General features: G+C 64.5%; 15 protein-coding genes. 2 read left to right on the top strand and 13 right to left on the bottom strand.

Annotated elements, in window-relative coordinates; genetic code table 11:
• Positions 1–15: 15 nt before the first annotated feature.
• The 10 genes from ACWKWX_RS05240 to ACWKWX_RS05285 all read right to left on the bottom strand — a co-directional run bounded on the left by ACWKWX_RS05240 (position 16) and on the right by ACWKWX_RS05285 (position 11560).
• Positions 16–1203, bottom strand: a complete 1188-nt coding sequence (locus ACWKWX_RS05240) for an ATP phosphoribosyltransferase regulatory subunit (protein WP_416422160.1) — start codon at positions 1201–1203, stop codon at positions 16–18.
• Positions 1204–1488: 285 nt separating this feature from the next.
• The gene (gene hflC, locus ACWKWX_RS05245; protein ID WP_416422159.1) at positions 1489–2358 is read right to left on the bottom strand and encodes a protease modulator HflC; all 870 of its coding nucleotides are present in this window, start codon (positions 2356–2358) and stop codon (positions 1489–1491) included.
• Positions 2358–3533 (bottom strand): FtsH protease activity modulator HflK, encoded by a 1176-nt coding sequence (gene hflK, locus ACWKWX_RS05250; protein WP_416422158.1) that lies wholly within the window; start codon positions 3531–3533, stop codon positions 2358–2360. The genes hflC and hflK overlap by 1 nt, the downstream gene beginning before the upstream one ends.
• Positions 3534–3629: 96 nt before the next feature.
• Complete coding sequence (gene hflX / locus ACWKWX_RS05255; RefSeq protein ID WP_416422157.1) at positions 3630–4931, bottom strand: ribosome rescue GTPase HflX; 1302 nt, start codon at positions 4929–4931, stop codon at positions 3630–3632.
• Between the two features lie 12 nt (positions 4932–4943).
• Positions 4944–5204: an RNA chaperone Hfq gene (gene hfq, locus ACWKWX_RS05260; protein WP_008368554.1), complete on the bottom strand. Its 261-nt coding sequence runs from the start codon at positions 5202–5204 to the stop codon at positions 4944–4946.
• Between the two features lie 95 nt (positions 5205–5299).
• The gene (gene miaA, locus ACWKWX_RS05265; RefSeq protein ID WP_416422156.1) at positions 5300–6271 is read right to left on the bottom strand and encodes a tRNA (adenosine(37)-N6)-dimethylallyltransferase MiaA; all 972 of its coding nucleotides are present in this window, start codon (positions 6269–6271) and stop codon (positions 5300–5302) included.
• A 5-nt stretch (positions 6272–6276) separates the two neighbouring features.
• Complete coding sequence (gene mutL, locus ACWKWX_RS05270; protein WP_473005200.1) at positions 6277–8175, bottom strand: DNA mismatch repair endonuclease MutL; 1899 nt, start codon at positions 8173–8175, stop codon at positions 6277–6279.
• Positions 8172–9596 (bottom strand): N-acetylmuramoyl-L-alanine amidase, encoded by a 1425-nt coding sequence (locus ACWKWX_RS05275; protein ID WP_416422154.1) that lies wholly within the window; start codon positions 9594–9596, stop codon positions 8172–8174. The genes mutL and ACWKWX_RS05275 overlap by 4 nt, the downstream gene beginning before the upstream one ends.
• 6 nt (positions 9597–9602) lie before the next feature.
• Positions 9603–10073 carry a tRNA (adenosine(37)-N6)-threonylcarbamoyltransferase complex ATPase subunit type 1 TsaE gene (gene tsaE / locus ACWKWX_RS05280; protein ID WP_416422153.1) on the bottom strand — a complete coding sequence of 157 codons (471 nt, stop codon included), beginning with the start codon at positions 10071–10073 and terminating at the stop codon, positions 9603–9605.
• Positions 10061–11560: an NAD(P)H-hydrate dehydratase gene (locus tag ACWKWX_RS05285; protein ID WP_483827161.1), complete on the bottom strand. Its 1500-nt coding sequence runs from the start codon at positions 11558–11560 to the stop codon at positions 10061–10063. The genes tsaE and ACWKWX_RS05285 overlap by 13 nt, the downstream gene beginning before the upstream one ends.
• A 66-nt stretch (positions 11561–11626) precedes the next feature.
• On the opposite strand from ACWKWX_RS05285, the gene queG reads away from it, so the two are divergent.
• On the top strand, positions 11627–12694 hold the full coding sequence (queG, locus tag ACWKWX_RS05290) for a tRNA epoxyqueuosine(34) reductase QueG (protein WP_476294768.1): 1068 nt from the start codon (positions 11627–11629) through the stop codon (positions 12692–12694).
• A gap of 532 nt (positions 12695–13226) precedes the next feature.
• Here queG and ACWKWX_RS05295 read toward each other — a convergent pair.
• The 3 genes from ACWKWX_RS05295 to orn all read right to left on the bottom strand — a co-directional run bounded on the left by ACWKWX_RS05295 (position 13227) and on the right by orn (position 15234).
• Positions 13227–13778: a Panacea domain-containing protein gene (locus ACWKWX_RS05295; protein ID WP_483827162.1), complete on the bottom strand. Its 552-nt coding sequence runs from the start codon at positions 13776–13778 to the stop codon at positions 13227–13229.
• A gap of 240 nt (positions 13779–14018) precedes the next feature.
• A complete protein-coding gene (locus tag ACWKWX_RS05300; RefSeq protein WP_416422149.1) occupies positions 14019–14297 on the bottom strand; it encodes a DUF3077 domain-containing protein in 279 nt (92 codons plus the stop codon).
• Between the two features lie 394 nt (positions 14298–14691).
• Positions 14692–15234, bottom strand: coding sequence for an oligoribonuclease (gene orn / locus ACWKWX_RS05305; RefSeq protein WP_416422148.1), 543 nt, complete (start codon positions 15232–15234; stop codon positions 14692–14694).
• 90 nt (positions 15235–15324) lie between these two features.
• Here orn and rsgA point away from each other — a divergent pair, with 90 nt between their 5' ends.
• On the top strand, positions 15325–16356 hold the full coding sequence (gene rsgA / locus ACWKWX_RS05310; RefSeq protein ID WP_416422147.1) for a small ribosomal subunit biogenesis GTPase RsgA: 1032 nt from the start codon (positions 15325–15327) through the stop codon (positions 16354–16356).
• Positions 16357–16489 lie beyond the last annotated feature (133 nt).

The following is a 16489-nucleotide window of genomic DNA, read 5'->3' on the forward strand; positions in this document are numbered from 1 at the left end:
GGCCGGCAGGAAAACTCAAGAAGCCAGCGGCAGTACCTGCCACAGCCCGTTCTGCTGAATCAATTGGCGGTCGCAATCGGCCTCGACGGCCGCGCTCAACGCCTGCCCAGGCAACGCCTGGACCACACGCTGGCCTTCACGACGCAGCTGGCAGACCTGCTGCCAGAGTGCCGCATCGGTGCTGTCTGGCATCCAGATGCCACCGCTAGGCAGTTCCACTTCGGCGCGACCCAGGGTAACCAGGGTCTTGAGGTCGGTGGAGAAGCCCGTTGCCGGGCGCGCACGACCGAAGTCGGCGCCGATATCGTCATACCGACCGCCCTGGGCGATCGACTGGCCGACACCCGGGACGAACACCGCGAATACCACACCGGTGTGGTAGTGGTAGCCGCGCAGCTCGCCCAGGTCGAAATACAGGGGCAGCTCGGGGAAACGCGCAGCCAGGCGCTCGGCGATGGCTTGCAGGTCATCCAGGGCCGCGATCACCGGGGCCGGGGCGTTGGCCAGGCGCACGCGCGCCTCGGCGAACACTTCCGAACCGCCGCACAGCTCGACCAGGGCGCGCAGCATGGCCGCCAGGTCCGCCGGCAGCCCTTCGGTCAGGGCGATGACTTCGTCGATGGCCTTGCGCTGCAGGGCATCGAACAGCTGTTGCTCGACGCTGCCCGACAGGCCGGCGGCGCGGGCCAGGCCACGGTAGATGCCCACGTGGCCCAGGTCCATGTGCACATCCGGCACGTCTGCCAGTTGAAGCATAGCCAGCATCAGGCTGATGACTTCGACATCGCTGCTCGGGCTGGCGTCGCCGTACAGCTCGGCACCCAGCTGGATGGGGCTGCGCGAGGACGACAGGGCACGCGGCTGGGCGTGCAGCACGCTGCCGGCGTAGCACAGGCGGCTCGGGCCTTCACGGCGCAGGGTGTGGGCGTCGATGCGCGCCACCTGCGGGGTGATGTCGGCACGGAAGCCCATCTGGCGCCCGGATTGCGGGTCGACGACCTTGAAGGTGCGCAGATCCAGGTCCTGGCCGGCGCCGGTAAGCAGCGACTCCAGGTACTCGATATGCGGGGTGACGACGAACTCGTAGCCCCAGCTCTGGAACAGATCCAACACCTGGCGACGCGCTACTTCGATGCGCGCCGCTTCCGGCGGCAGTACTTCTTCGATGCCATCTGGCAGCAGCCAGCGGTCTACCGTTGCCATTACGCCTTTCCCCTATGATCCGGGCGGCACGCATTCTTGCGAGCCTTGAGTGAAGCAGGCAACGGCGAGGCAACGTGCGGCGGTTTTCATGCCGCCCTGCCTGCTTGAGCCATTGCCCTCGATTACTTTGGAAACAGTCTGAAACACTATGCAAAAGACTGGCACGAAGGGCCAATCGATCTTGCAGACGCAAAAAAGCCGGGAATTTCCCGGCTGCCGCATCATAACACGTTTTCAGATTTGGTCACCCCGCCGGGCGATTTGACCGCCCGGCGGGTACCTTCATCACGGCTTGTACTTTTCCATGTAGCGGAAGAAATCGCTGCTTGGGTCCAGCACCAGCACGTCGCTCTTGTTGGAGAAGCTTTGACGGTACGCCTGCAGGCTACGGTAGAAGGAGTAGAACTCCTGGTCCTGGCCGTAGGCCTTGGCGTAGATGGCGGCCGCCTGGGCGTCGCCGTCACCGCGGGCTTCCTCGGACTCGCGATAGGCCTCGGCCAGCAACACGCGGCGTTGACGATCGGCGTCGGCACGGATGCCTTCGGCCAGCTCGTTACCCTTGGCGCGGTGCTCGCGGGCTTCACGCTCGCGCTCGGTGCTCATGCGGTCGAAGACACTCTTGTTGACTTCCTTCGGCAGGTCGATGGCCTTCACCCGCACGTCGATGACTTCGATGCCCAACTCGTCATTGGCCATCTTGTTCAGCGACTCGGTGATGCCCGCCATCAACTCGTCACGCTGGCCCGACACCACTTCGTGCAGGGTGCGCTTGCCGAACTGGTCACGCAGGCCCGATTCCAGGCGGCGGGACAGGCGGTCGTCGGCGATCTGCTTGATACCCGAGGTAGCGGTGTAGAAACGCTCGGCGTCCTTCACGCGCCACTTGGCGTACGCGTCGACCATCACCGCTTTCTTCTCCAGGGTCAGGAACCGCTGGGTCGGGGCGTCGAGGGTCATCAGGCGTGCGTCGAACTTGCGCACCTGGTTCACGTACGGCACTTTCACGTGCAGGCCGGGGGCTACATCGGCCTGTACCACGCGGCCGAAGCGCAGCAGCACGGCGCGCTCGGTCTGGGACACGATGTAGAAGCTGTTCCACGCCACGATGGCCAGTACCACGCCAACGATCAGGGCGATCAGTGATTTATTGCCCATCAGCGACTCTCCCTGGAACGCAGTTCACGTTGTTGCTGTTGCAGATCGGCCGCTGCACGGGCGCCCGCCGCGTCGGTCACCGACGGCGTCACGCTGCCCGACGCCACTGGCGCTGGGCCATGGCTGGCATTGACCATCTTGTCCAGCGGCAGGTAGATCAGGTTGTTACCCCCTTTCTCGCTGCTCACCAGCACCTTGCTGGTGTTGCTGTAGACGTCCTGCATGGTTTCCAGGTACAGGCGCTGGCGGGTGACTTCCGGTGCCTTGCGGTACTCGGTCACCAGCTTGGTGAAGCGGTCGGCCTCACCCTTGGCGCGCGACACCACTTCATCGCGGTAGCCGTTGGCGTCCTCGATGATGCGCTGCGCCTGGCCACGGGCCTCGGGCACCACGCCGTTGGCGTAGGTCTCGGCCTGGTTGCGCGAACGCTGCTCGTCTTCACGGGCACGGATCACATCGTCGAAGGCTTCCTGGACTTCACGCGGGGCGGCCGCGCTCTGCACGTTGACCTGGGTAATGGTGATACCGGTCTTGTACGTGTCCATGAAGCCCTGCAGGCGCTTCTTGATCTCGCTGGCCATCAGCTCGCGGCCCTCGGTCAGCACCTGGTCCATGGTGGTGGACCCCACCACGTGGCGCAGGGCGCTGTCGGTGGCGTGCTGCAGGCTGACTTCCGGCTGGTCGACGTTAAGCACGAAGTCCTGCAGGTTGCTGATGCGGTATTGCACGGTCAGCGGCACCTCGACGATGTTCTCGTCCTCGGTGAGCATCTGCCCCTGCTTGGTGTACGTACGCTCGCGCGTCACGTTTTCCAGGTACTTCTTGTCGATGGGCGGGAAGTAGATATTCAGGCCCGAACCGACGGTCTCGTAGTACTTGCCGAAGCGCAGCACCACGGCCTGCTCCTGCTCGTCCACCACGTAGATGGCGCTGTACAGCCAGATAGCCGCCAGCACGACCAGCCCGATCCCGAGCAGGCCGAAGCCACCGCCCCTGGACGAACCGCCGCCATCACCCGTGCGTTTTTTTCCACCACCGAACAAACCGTTCAGGCTTTCCTGCAGCTTTCGGAAGGCTTCGTCGAGATCCGGTGGCCCCTTGCGGTCGCCCCCACGGCGCTTGCCACCCCAAGGATCCTGATTGTTCGAGTTGCCACCCGGCTCATTCCAAGCCATAGCGCTCTCCATCTGATAAAGCAAAGACGCACCCACGGCGCGCCAACCAATGCTACAGAATGCCCGAGCTCGCGGCATCGCCGCATTGCAGGGCTTTTATTGCAAAGTGTGTTGCTCGATGAATTCCAGCGGTTCCATCCCTGCCCGGCTGACCAGACGGTTGAGTTCGACACGAGGCACGCGCACCGCCAGCAGGCTGGCGCCCTCCTCGTCATGCGTCTCGCTCTGCACCACACCCATCTCGAAGAACTGCGCTCGCAGGCGCCCCATGCGTTGCGGCAGGCGCAGGGTGCCGACGAACAGGTCGTCACCCAGCAGCTCCGCCACGGCCTGTTTCACCAGGTCCAGGCCACGCCCGTCACGCGCCGAAACCCAGACCCGCTGCGGCTTGCCGTCGGCATCGCGCTGGATCTGCGGCTCTACCCCCTCAAGCAGGTCGAGTTTGTTATACACCTCCAGGATCGGCAACCCTTGGGCACCGATCTCGGTGAGCACCGCCATCACCTGTTCGATCTGCGCCATGCGCTCCGGCTCATGGGCGTCGATCACGTGCAGCAGCAGGTCGGAGTTGCTCGACTCTTCGAGCGTAGCCCGGAAAGCCTCGACAAGCTTGTGCGGCAGGTGGCGAATGAAACCCACGGTGTCGGCGAGGATCACCGGCCCCAGGTCGTCCAGCTCGAGGCGACGCAGGGTCGGGTCGAGGGTGGCGAACAGTTGGTCGGCGGCGTACACCTCGGACGAGGTCACGGCGTTGAACAGGGTCGATTTGCCGGCGTTGGTGTAGCCCACCAGTGAAATCGAAGGGATGTCGGCACGGCGCCGGCCACGACGGGCCTGCTCGCGCTGGCTGCGCACCTTCTCCAGCCGGCCCTTGATCTGGCGCAGGCGTACCCGCAGCAGGCGGCGGTCGGTTTCCAGCTGGGTTTCACCCGGGCCACGCAGGCCGATACCGCCTTTCTGGCGCTCAAGGTGGGTCCAGCCGCGAACCAGTCGCGTACTCATGTGCTCGAGCTGGGCGAGTTCCACCTGCAGCTTGCCTTCATGGGTGCGCGCCCGCTGGGCGAAGATATCCAGGATCAGACCGGTACGGTCCAGCACGCGACACTCGAAAGCACGCTCGAGGTTACGTTCCTGGGAAGGTGTGAGGGTGTGATTGAAAATCACCAGATCTACCTGTTCGGCTTTGACCCGGTCGCGCAATTCCTCGACCTTGCCGCTGCCAATCAGGTATTTGGCCGTGGGCTGATGCCGCGCCACGTTGACGAACGCGACAGTTTCGGCGCCGGCCGACGTGGCCAGCTCCTGAAACTCCTGCGGATCTTCGCGCGCCTCAGGGTCCTGACCATCCAAGTGAACGAGAATTGCCCGCTCACCACCACCGTGGCGCTCAAAGAACAAAGCAGACTCCTATCAGGCGTTACCTGGTTCGACGTCGCCATGCTCGGATTCGGTTGCGCTAGGCAGACGGATCGGGCGTACGGGAACGACGGTGGAGACAGCGTGCTTGTAGACCATCTGGCTGACGGTGTTCTTCAGCAGAATCACGAACTGGTCGAACGATTCGATCGTACCTTGCAACTTGATACCGTTAACGAGATAGATCGAAACACCGACCTTCTCTTTACGCAATGTATTCAAGTAAGGGTCTTGTAGCGAATGCCCTTTTGACATGTGCCGCACTCCTTTAAGGATCAATAGTAAGAAAAATCAGAAAAAATGATGGCTTAGGCCGTCTCACCCCAAGGATAGACGGCAATTACAAGGACTCAGCTCAATATGGAGACCGTTCCAAGGTATTTCAAGGTGCGTGGCAGATTGTCACAAGCCAGACTGTCCAGCCAGTGAAGATCACCGAAGCTTCTAAGCCAGGTGAACTGTCGCTTGGCCAGTTGGCGTGTAGCGATGATGCCCCGCTCCTGCATTTCCACCGAGCTCAGCTTGCCATCCAGATGATCCCAGACCTGGCGATACCCCACCGCACGTATAGACGGCAGGCCCGCGTGCAAGTCACTTCTGGCACGCAGGGCTCTGACCTCGTCGACGAAGCCCTGTTCCAGCATTTGCCGAAAACGCAGGGCAATACGGTCGTGCAGCACCTTGCGATCGGTTGGCGCGATCGCCAGGCTGGCAACAGTATAGGGCAATTGACCGCCGCCCGGAGCGCCTGCGTCGGTACTTTGCGCAGATTGACGCGCGCGGTGCTCGGTCATGCTGGAACCGCTTACCCGGTAAACCTCCAGTGCACGGATCAGGCGCTGGGGGTCGTTGGGGTGGATGCGCGCCGCCGATACCGGGTCCACGCGGGCCAGTTCATCGTGCAAGGCCTGCAACCCGCCGGCCTGGGCCATGGCTTCGAGCTCCTCGCGCACGGCGGCGTCGGCGGCCGGCATGTCGGCCAGGCCATCCAGTAACGCCTTGAAATACAACATCGTGCCACCAACCAGCAACGGGATGTTTCCGCGCGCGCTGATCTCGGCCATCGCCTGCAGGGCGTCGGCGCGGAATTCGGCGGCGGAATAGGCCTGGGCCGGGTCGAGAATGTCGATCAGACGGTGCGGGTGGGCGGCCAGCAGCGCCTTGGAAGGCTTGGCGGTGCCGATATCCATGCCGCGGTAGACCAGCGCCGAGTCGACGCTGATCAGCTCGCAGGGCAGCACCTTGCTCAGTTCAATGGCCAGGTCAGTCTTGCCGGCGGCCGTGGGGCCCATCAGGAATATCGCAGGGGGTAACGCACTCATCGCAATCAACGGCCACGCAGGAATAGTTTGTCCAGATCATCCAGGCCCATCTGGGTCCAGGTCGGTCGGCCATGGTTGCATTGGCCGCTGCGCTCAGTGTTTTCCATGTCGCGCAGCAGGCCGTTCATTTCCGGGATGGCCAGGCGCCGGTTGGCGCGGATGGCGCCGTGGCAGGCCATGGTGCCCAGCAGTTCGTTCAGGTGCGCCTGGATACGGTCACTGGTGCCGTATTCCATCAGGTCGGCCAGCACATCGTGCACCAGGCGGTTGGCCTCGGCCTGCTTGAGCAGCGCCGGGATCTGGCGGATAGCCAGGCTTTCCGGGCCCAGGCGCTGCAGCTCGAAGCCCAGGCGCTGGAACCAGCCCGCGTGTTCCTCGGCGCAGTCGGCCTCGCGCTGGCTGACGGCGATGGACTCGGGCACCAGCAGCGGCTGGCCGCTGAGGCCTTCGCTGGCCATGGCCACCTTCAGGCGCTCGTACATGATGCGCTCGTGGGCGGCGTGCATGTCCACCAGCACCAGGCCCTGGGCGTTCTCGGCAAGAATATAGATGCCCTTGAGCTGCGCCAGCGCGTAGCCCAGCGGCGGGATATCGCCCTGCCCCTCGGGCAGGCTTGGCGCGGCAACCCCGGCTTGCTGGGGCAGCGGCGCGTAGAATTCGCGGTAGGCGGCCTGGGTCTCGGCCGTGGGCATGGGCTGCGCCGGGCGCGGCACATACTGGTAGCCGGCGCCCGAGCTGCTGCTGTAGCCGCGGCTGGCGGGCTCCTGCTGCTGTTGTTCGAGCAGGTTGGCCGCCAGGCGCATCTCGCCCTGGGGGCCGAACTCACCGGCGGCCAGGCCGCTGGGCCGGGCCACGGGCTCGACGGCAGCGGCCGTGGGCAGCTGGTCTTCGGGACGCACGTCAGCCAGGGCACGGTGCAGGGTGCCATAGAGGAAGTCGTGCACCATGCGCCCGTCACGGAAGCGCACTTCGTGCTTGGTAGGGTGCACGTTGACGTCGACCACCGTCGGGTCGACCTCGAAGAACAGCACGAAGGTCGGGTGGCGACCGTTGAACAGCACGTCGCGGTAGGCCTGGCGCACCGCGTGGGCCACCAGTTTGTCGCGCACCGCACGGCCATTGACGAAGAAGTACTGCAGGTCAGCCTGGCTGCGCGAGAAGGTCGGCAGGCCCACCCAGCCCCACAGGTGCAGGCCGTTGCGCTCGATCTCGATGGGCAGCGCCTGCTCCAGGAAGCCCGGGCCGCAGATGGACGCCACGCGGCGCGCGCGGGCGATCTCGTCGTTGGCCTCGTGCAGGCTGAGGATGGTCTTGCCGTTGTGGCGCAGGTGGAAGGCCACGTCGAAACGCGCCAGCGCCAGGCGCTTGATCACTTCCTGGAGGTGGTCGAATTCGGTCTTTTCGGTCTTGAGGAACTTGCGCCGCGCCGGGGTGTTGAAGAACAGGTCGCGCACCTCCACCGAGGTGCCCACCGGGTGCGCCGCCGGCTGCACGCGCGGGGCCATGTCGCGGCCTTCGGTCTCCACCTGCCAGGCCTGGTCGGCGTCGCGGGTGCGCGAGGTCAGGGTCAGGCGCGCCACCGAGCTGATCGAGGCCAGGGCCTCGCCACGGAAGCCCAGGCTCATCACCCGTTCCAGGTCTTCCAGGTCGCGGATCTTGCTGGTGGCGTGACGCGCCAGCGCCAGCGGCAGGTCGTCAGAGGCGATGCCGCCGCCGTCGTCGCGCACGCGCAGCAGCTTGACGCCGCCCTGCTCGACTTCCACGTCGATGCGCCGGGCACCGGAGTCCAGGCTGTTTTCCAGCAGCTCCTTGATCACCGAAGCCGGGCGTTCAACCACTTCACCGGCGGCAATCTGGTTCGCGAGCCGCGGGCTGAGCAGCTCGATGCGTGCGGACGAAGTCATTGCTGGGCCGCCAGTACAGTGGCCGGGATATTCAAGGTCTGGCCTATCTTCAGCTCGTCAGTGGTGAGGTTGTTGGCGCTGCGCAAGGTAGCCACCGACTGGTTGTAGCGCACGGCCAGCATCGGCAGGGTTTCGCCGGGGCGCACCACGTGCTCGGTGGGGCCCTGGGCCAGCTTGCCGCTGTCACGCAGCCAGGCGATGTAGGTACCCGGTGGCGGGTTCTGCTGGAAGAACTGGCGCACACCGCTGGTGATGGAACGGGCCAGGGCCTGCTGGTGGCTGGAGCTTTGCAGCTTGGCCGCCTCGCCGGCGTTGGAGATGAACCCGGTTTCCACCAGGATCGACGGAATATCCGGCGACTTCAGCACCATGAAGCCGGCCTGCTCGACCCGCGCCTTGTGCAGTGGCGTCACGCGGCCGATGTTGCTCAGCACCTTCTGGCCGACGTTGAGGCTGGAGCTGAGCGAGGCGGTCATGGACAGGTCCAGCAGCACGCCGGCGAGCATCTTGTCCTTGTCGTCGAGGCTCACGGCCCCGGCGCCACCGATCAGGTCGGAACGGTTTTCGCTGTCGGCCAGCCAGCGCGCGGTCTCGGAAGTAGCGCCACGTTCGGACAGGGCAAACACCGAGGCGCCCACGGCCGCCGAGGATGGCGCGGCGTCGGCGTGAATGGACACGAACAGGTCGGCGCCCTTCTTGCGGGCGATTTCGGTGCGCTGGCGCAGCGGGATGAAGTAGTCGCCGGTGCGGGTCAGTTCGGCGCGGAAGCCTTTCTCGCCGTTGATCTGGCGCTGCAGCTCGCGGGCGATCTGCAGGGTGATGTCTTTTTCGTGCTGGCCCCGCGAGCCCGAGGCACCCGGGTCTTCGCCGCCGTGGCCGGCGTCGATGGCGACGATGATGTCACGCTTGCCGTTGGGCACCGGCGCCAGCTTGATGGCCGGCTGCGCAGGCGTCACCGGTACTGCCGGGGTGGTGGCCACGGTGGGTTCCGGCGGCTGCGGCGCGGCGTCGGCGGCGTTGTCGAACAGGTCGACCACCAGGCGGTTGCCGTACTGCTGGTTGGGCGCCAGGGAGAAGCTTTTCGGCGTCACCGCCTTCTTCAGGTCGATGACCACGCGCAGATCGGTGGGCGTGCGCTGGGCCGAACGCACCGAAGTGATCGGCGTGTTGGCGATGGGCAGGTTCAAGGGGCCGGCCAGGGTGGCGCCGTTGATGTCGATGACCAGGCGGTCCGGGGACTGCAGGGTGAACAGGCTGTGTTCCACCGGCCCCGACAGGTCGAACACCAGGCGCGTGTTATCCGGCGCTCGCCACAGGCGAACGCTCTTGACCTGAGAAGCCGCAAACGCGTCGACGACAACTGTCGCCAACAGCAACCCCACGAACGCGACCAGCGCGCGAATGCGCATACAGACACCCACCCAAAATTATTTGATTTCCTGTGCCAGGACGGCACACCACGACTCGCCACGCGCGCCCTGTGGCGTCAGAGTCAGTGAACGGCCGCCCGCGTGGGGGCGTATGGTAATGGTCAGGTCAGGCTTTGGCAAAAAGCCCGCGCCACGCTGAGGCCACTCGATCAGACAGAGAGCGTCACCTTCAAAGTAATCCCGAATGCCAAGAAATTCCAGTTCTTCGGGATCGACAAGGCGATACAGATCAAAATGATAGGCCCGAAAGCTCGGGAACTCGTAAGGTTCCACCAGCGTGAAGGTCGGGCTTTTCACTGCGCCCTCGTGCCCCAGGCCGCGGATCAGGCCCCTGGAGAGCGTGGTTTTGCCTGCGCCCAGGTCGCCTTCGAGGAAAATGACCCCCACCGCCTGGGTAATCTTCGCCAGGCGCCCGCCAAACTCGACCATGGCGTTTTCATCGCCCAGAAACAGCTCTACTTCAGACACGGGGACAACTCCTCAAACAACTGACGAATGGCTGGAATCAGATCGGTGGCCGCCAGCCCGCGGCCATTCACACCTTGCTGCTCGCCGGCGCGGGCATGCAGCCACACGCCCAGGCAGGCGGCATCATACGGGGCCAGGTGCTGGGCCAGAAGCGCCCCCAGCACACCGGCCAGCACGTCGCCCAAGCCGGCCGTAGCCATGGCCGGGTGGCCGTGGGCGCACAGGGCCAGGCGGCCGTCGGGGGCGGCGACCAGGCTGCCGGCGCCCTTCAATACACAAATTGCTGAAAACTTCTTGGCCAAGGCCAGCGCCGCGTGGGCACGGTCGGCCTGCACCTGGGCCGTGGTCACGCCCAACAGACGCGCCGCCTCGCCGGGATGCGGGGTGATGATCGAGCCAGCCGGCAGACGCACCAGCCCCTGCGCCAGCTGATTCAATGCGTCGGCATCCCAGACCTGGGCTTGAGAGCCAGTGGCGGCAATGGACAACAGGCTGCGGCCCCAGCTGGCCTGGCCCAGCCCGGGGCCGACTACCAGTACGTCAGCCTTGTCCAGCGGGTCCAGCAGCTGGTTGGACGAATGCACGCCCAGGGTCATCACCTCGGGCAGGCGGGTCAGCGCCGCGGCCACGTGTTCGGCGCGGGTGACCAGGCTGACCATACCGGCGCCGCTACGCAACGCGGCCTCGGCGCTCATCAGGGTGGCGCCGCCAGTGCCGTGGTCGCCGCCGATGACCAGCACCTGGCCGTACTGGCCCTTGTGCGCGGTCATGGGCCGCGGCGCCGGCCGCGGCAGCGACGCCGGGCTCAGGCGCCGGGCCACGGCCGGGCTGGCGGCGACGATGGCGGCGTCGGCCTGCAGGCTATCGAACAGCAATTGGCCGACGTGATCCGCGGCCTGGCCGCTGAACAGGCCGAACTTGAGGCCTATAAAGGTTACGGTCAGGTCGGCATGTACCGCCTGGCCCAACGCCTGGCCGGTGTCGGCGCACAGCCCCGAGGGGATATCCACCGCCAGCACTGGCTGGCCGCTACCGTTGATCGCCTCGATGGCTTCGGCGTACGGCGCGCGCACGGCGCCCTTGAGCCCGGTGCCCAGCAGCGCGTCCACCAGCACGCCCCGCAAGGCCACGCCTGGCAGCCACGGGAGGATGTCCACCTGGGCCGCCCTGGCCTCGGCCAGCGCGCTGGCGGCGTCGCCATTCAGCGCCGAAGTGTCGCCCACCGCGAACACTGTCACCACCCAGCCGGCGCGCCGCGCCAGGGCGGCCATGAGGAAACCGTCGCCGGCATTGTTGCCGTGGCCGGTCAACACGGTGATCTCGCCAGCCTCTGGCCAGCGCCGGCGCAAGGCGCGCCAGGCGCCGTGGGCGGCGCGCTGCATCAATTCAAAACCATCGGTACCGGCCGCGATCAGGGCGGCATCCAGCGCGCGCACCTGGGCCGCGCTGTACAGCAAGTCGGGCATATCGTCGTCTGGCAGTGGCATGTTTGAACGTTCGCTGGCGATGTCTGGCAGAATTATACCTACCTCAGCACCGGTTTCCCTCTTCGCATGTCCGCCCTTACCGCCGATCTCCCCGCCCTGGCCCTCTCCATCAAGGAATGGGGCCGCGAACTGGGCTTCCAGCAAGTCGGCATCGCCGGCCTGGACCTGGGTGAGCACGAACACCACCTGCAACGCTGGCTGGACGCCGGCTACCACGGCGACATGGAGTACATGGGCGCCCACGGCAGCAAGCGCTCGCACCCCGACGAACTGGTGCCGGGCACCTTGCGCGTGGTGTCGCTGCGCATGGACTACCTGCCCGGCGACACGGCCATGGCGCAGTTGCTGGCCCAGCCCGAGAAGGCCTACATCTCGCGCTACGCCCTGGGCCGCGACTACCACAAGCTGATCCGCAAGCGCGTGCAACAGCTGGCCGACCGCATCCAGCAGGCCATCGGCCCGTTCGGCTTCCGCGCCTTCGTCGACAGCGCCCCGGTGCTGGAAAAAGCCATCGCCGAACAGGCCGGCCTGGGCTGGTTGGGCAAGAACACCCTGATCCTCAACCGCAAGGCCGGCAGCTACTTCTTCCTCAGCGAACTGTTCGTCGACCTGCCGCTGCCGGTGGACGAACCGCATGCCACCGAGCACTGCGGCCGTTGCAGCGCCTGCCTGGACATCTGCCCCACCAACGCCTTCGTCGGGCCGTACGTACTGGACGCGCGCCGGTGCATCTCGTACCTGACCATCGAGCTGAAGACCGCGATTCCCGAGGATTTGCGGCCGCTGATCGGCAACCGCGTGTTCGGCTGCGACGACTGCCAGATCGTCTGCCCATGGAACCGCTTCGCGCGGCCCACCGGGGAAAGCGACTTCAAGCCGCGGCACAACCTCGACAACGCCGGGCTGGCGGAGCTGTTCCTGTGGGATGAAGAGAAATTCCTCAGCAGCACCGAGGGCTCGCCCCTGCGCCGCGCCGGCTACGAGCGCTGGCTGCGCAACCTGGCAGTGGGGCTGGGCAACGCGCCGTCGACCATTCCGGTGCTGGAAGCGCTGGAAGCGCGGCGCGATTACCCGTCGGAGCTGGTGCGCGAGCATGTGGAGTGGGCGTTGAAGCAGCACGCTGCGCGTGCCTGAGCCTGCAACGCCATGACCGCGGCGCCTGGGACGCGGCCTGGCGGCCGCTGCTACAGGGGGTTGCGTAGCAGCTGCCACCACGATTGCGTCCAGCAACAGGCACCAGGTCTAGGCGAATGCCAGGCAACACGGACCTAAAGAGAATGATGTCGAATGTAACGCTCGATTTTGAGCTTTACATGAGGTGAACGATCGAAGCCCGCACGCACCGCGCGGAAGACATCAAGACTCACCGGAAGATGCGGGATTGTTCCGCCTGCGACGATGTCCGCTTCCAATCGAGGAAGCCGAAGTACAGCTGCCTCACCGTACACAACCCAGCTATCTCTTCGCACAAACGGATGACACCCCGGAGCGAGGATACAGCTCGTATCATGCCTGCCCGTTTCCCTGACCGAGGATAGGTTGACCACCAACACGCTGAGTTCGCCCAAAACCTGACAAAAAACAGGATCGTTCATCACAATATGCAAATGATGAGACGGCCCTGTGTGCATCAACAACGTTCCCTGCTGAAAAACATTCCCTGGCATCACGACATCTCAGATAGTTTCTGCCCTAGCTGGTTGCGGATGCGAAGCAGCTCAACCTTCTCGTGCGCTTGCGCTTTGGTGCATCCAAAGGACTCAAACGTCACTTCCGTGTTGATAGCCTTGCTGGAGGCACCTGGATTTTCCCACTCCGGCAGCTCATGAACGAGATCGACAAGCTTCCAGCGATTCATGTGGCCATACTTGGAAAAAATCTCGTCGAGTATGGCCCGATCAGCTCTGGATAGCTCATCCAGCTCGTCCCAGGCGAACTGACGCTGGAGTTGGACCTGATGATTCTGGATGGGTGAGATCAAAGCACTCCACGCCAGACTTGGCCGGGCGCCGTTCATCAGGTCCAGCGTGGAAGACAACACTGGTCCGTTTTTCATATTGCATTGGAAATCGTCAGTCATTGGAACGTCATACCGTTCCATGCTCAAGCGGTCAGCCAGATACAGCAGCTTCATCAACTTGATGTGGGCCATAGGGGCCTCACGGCGAGCCAAAAAGAAAGCCGCCATTTGGGCCACTTTTTGTTCGGAAAAAATCAAGAGTCACCTCTCTTGCACCATCCATGGGCATTTGGTTTTGCGGGCGAAAATTATGGGCGCGTACAAGCGTTAGTCAATAGCATCAGCTTGGTGTCCGCTTAATCCAGACAGGCGGCTCGAACCGCACACGTAGCAATCGTATGTCGGTGCCGTAACTCGATCCTTGATGTCGGTATAGCACGGTTTTGCAGACCAGGAACGCCGAGCCAGCTGCTAATCCAGCCCAAGCGCTAGACCACCTCAAACCTCTTGATGTGTCACCGCCGTGATCGTCAAATCTTCGACAATCGCCTGCGCCATCTCCCCTAGATACACTGCTGCCCACGCCATATGAGCCCCGGCGTCACCCAAGGCAGCGTCCGTCATCAGCTGATTAGCGATGTGCTGCAGGTTGGAGCTATGGGCCAAGGCGTCTAAAACGTGGATACCAGGGTTTACTGAGAAGATTGGGGTTGCAGTAGAACCACACGCAGCGAAGGAAACCTGGCCTTGCGTGGTGTGCGGAACGGCATCGTTCATCGTTACATCTCCTGTTAGCTGGACCACTTGCTCTGCCGCCAAGCAGAAATGGGTGGCGGGTTACGCAGGGTTGGCGGACCGGAACAGGAAACCGGCACTTCCGAGGAAGTCCGTGCGCAACTCACCATAACGCAACTCGCTACCGGATGAACCGCTAGCGATTACGACTGCGAGTGTTGCATCTGTTCGGCAGGCCGCCAAGCCCGTATCGCCAAGTGACGACGACGGCAATGTTGGCGCCCCGCAAGCAACAATTCAATGGAAGAGGGATTGCCAATTGTTTCCTGCTGGCAAAGCCGGCGCCGGCCTCATCGCAGGTAAAGCGAACACCTGCGAGGCATCCGTAACCGTCGACGCAACAAGGAAAATCAGGACGTTGCGAGCGTCAGCCTGATCAGAACTTGATGAAATGCTGGCGGTAGTGCTGCAGCTCGGCGATGGACTCGCGGATGTCGTCCAGGGCCAGGTGGGTGCTGCCTTTCTTGAAGCTGTCCTTCACCTCCGGCGCCCAGCGCGCGGCCAGTTCCTTGAGGGTGGAGACGTCCAGGTTGCGGTAGTGGAAGTAGGTTTCCAGGCCGCGCATGTGGCGGTACAGGAAGCGGCGGTCCTGACAGATGCTGTTGCCGCAGATCGGCGACTTGCCCTTGGGTACCCACTGTTCCAGGAAGGCGATGGTCTGGGCCTCGGCCTCGGCCATGCTGATCTTGCTTTCGCGCACGCGCTGGGTCAGGCCCGAGTTGCCGTGGGTGCGGGTGTTCCACTCGTCCATGCGCGCCAGCACTTCGTCGCTGTGGTGAATGGCGATGACCGGGCCTTCGGCCAGGGTGTTGAGGTCACTGTCGGTGACGATGGTCGCCATTTCGATGATGACGTCGCTGTCCGGGTCCAGGCCGGTCATTTCCAGGTCGATCCAGATCAGGTTGTTCGCGTTTTGCATGTGGGGGCTCCTCGGCTTGACTGCGCAGTTTAGCTCAGCCGGGCATGCTAAACTCGTCGCCGTTTTAATTACCCCCTGCACGGAACACTCATGGCCAAACGCCAGCTCAACCGTCGCCAGAACTGGCGCATCGAAAAAATCCAGGGCGAGCGCGCCGCGCGCGCCGCCAAACGCGAGTCCCACACCCTCGAGGTGCTGGAAGGCGGCGACCTGGGCCCTGAGCAGACCGGCCTGGTCATCGCCCACTTCGGCGTGCAGGTCGAGGTGGAAGCCCAGGAAGGCGAGCTGGCGGGCCAGGTATTCCGCTGCCACCTGCGGGCCAACCTGCCGGCACTGGTGACCGGTGACACCGTAGTGTGGCGCGCCGGCAACCAGGGCATCGGCGTGATCGTCGCGCAGTTGCCGCGCACCACCGAGCTATGCCGGCCCGACAGCCGTGGCCAGCTGAAGCCGGTGGCGGCCAACGTCGACCTGATCGTGATCGTCTTCGCGCCCATGCCCGAGCCGCACGCCAACCTCATCGACCGCTACCTGGTGGCCGCCGAGCACGCCGGCATCCGCCCGCTGCTGCTGCTGAACAAGGCCGACCTGATCGACGAGCAGAACGCCCCGGCGCTGAACGCGCTGCTGGCCGTGTACCGCCAGCTGGGCTACCCGCTGCTGGAAGTGTCGGCCCACCATGGCGACGGCATGCAGCAGTTGCAGGCGCAGCTGGACGGGCACATCAGCGTGTTCGTCGGCCAGTCGGGCGTGGGCAAGTCGTCGCTGGTCAACAGCCTGCTGCCGGAAGTGCAGACCCGCGTGGGCCCGCTGTCGGAGCTGTCCGGCCAGGGCACCCACACCACCACCACCGCGCGGCTGTTCCACTTCCCCGGCGGCGGCGAGCTGATCGACTCCCCCGGTATTCGTGAATTCGGCCTGGGCCACGTGAGCCGCGCGGACGTGGAGGCGGGCTTCATCGAGTTCGACGACCTGCTGGGCCGCTGCCGCTTCCGCGACTGCAAGCACGACCGCGAGCCGGGCTGCGCGCTGCTCAAGGCGCTGGAAGAAGGCCGCGTGCAGCAGCAGCGGATGAACAGCTACCGCTCGATCATTGCGAGCCTGCCCGAAGACACCTACTAACCTGCAATCCCGTAGCAGCGGCCGCAGGCCGCGTCGCTCGCAGAAGCGACGCAGCCTGCGGCAGCTGCTACGGGCAGGCTGTGCCTGTGGGAAATTTCTGTAGGAATTTTTACCGTGTGATGTAGGAACGGTC

The organism is Pseudomonas imperatae, from assembly GCF_057128625.1.

Coding starts and splice junctions, on each gene's coding strand:
- ACWKWX_RS05240 (WP_416422160.1), bottom strand. CDS start 1,203: ATGGCAACGGTAGACCGCTGGCTGCTGCCAGATGGCATCGAAGAAGTA.
- hflC (WP_416422159.1), bottom strand. CDS start 2,358: ATGGGCAATAAATCACTGATCGCCCTGATCGTTGGCGTGGTACTGGCC.
- hflK (WP_416422158.1), bottom strand. CDS start 3,533: ATGGCTTGGAATGAGCCGGGTGGCAACTCGAACAATCAGGATCCTTGG.
- hfq (WP_008368554.1), bottom strand. CDS start 5,204: ATGTCAAAAGGGCATTCGCTACAAGACCCTTACTTGAATACATTGCGT.
- miaA (WP_416422156.1), bottom strand. CDS start 6,271: ATGAGTGCGTTACCCCCTGCGATATTCCTGATGGGCCCCACGGCCGCC.
- mutL (WP_473005200.1), bottom strand. CDS start 8,175: ATGACTTCGTCCGCACGCATCGAGCTGCTCAGCCCGCGGCTCGCGAAC.
- ACWKWX_RS05285 (WP_483827161.1), bottom strand. CDS start 11,560: ATGCCACTGCCAGACGACGATATGCCCGACTTGCTGTACAGCGCGGCC.
- queG (WP_476294768.1), top strand. CDS start 11,627: ATGTCCGCCCTTACCGCCGATCTCCCCGCCCTGGCCCTCTCCATCAAG.
- ACWKWX_RS05300 (WP_416422149.1), bottom strand. CDS start 14,297: ATGAACGATGCCGTTCCGCACACCACGCAAGGCCAGGTTTCCTTCGCT.
- orn (WP_416422148.1), bottom strand. CDS start 15,234: ATGCAAAACGCGAACAACCTGATCTGGATCGACCTGGAAATGACCGGC.
- rsgA (WP_416422147.1), top strand. CDS start 15,325: ATGGCCAAACGCCAGCTCAACCGTCGCCAGAACTGGCGCATCGAAAAA.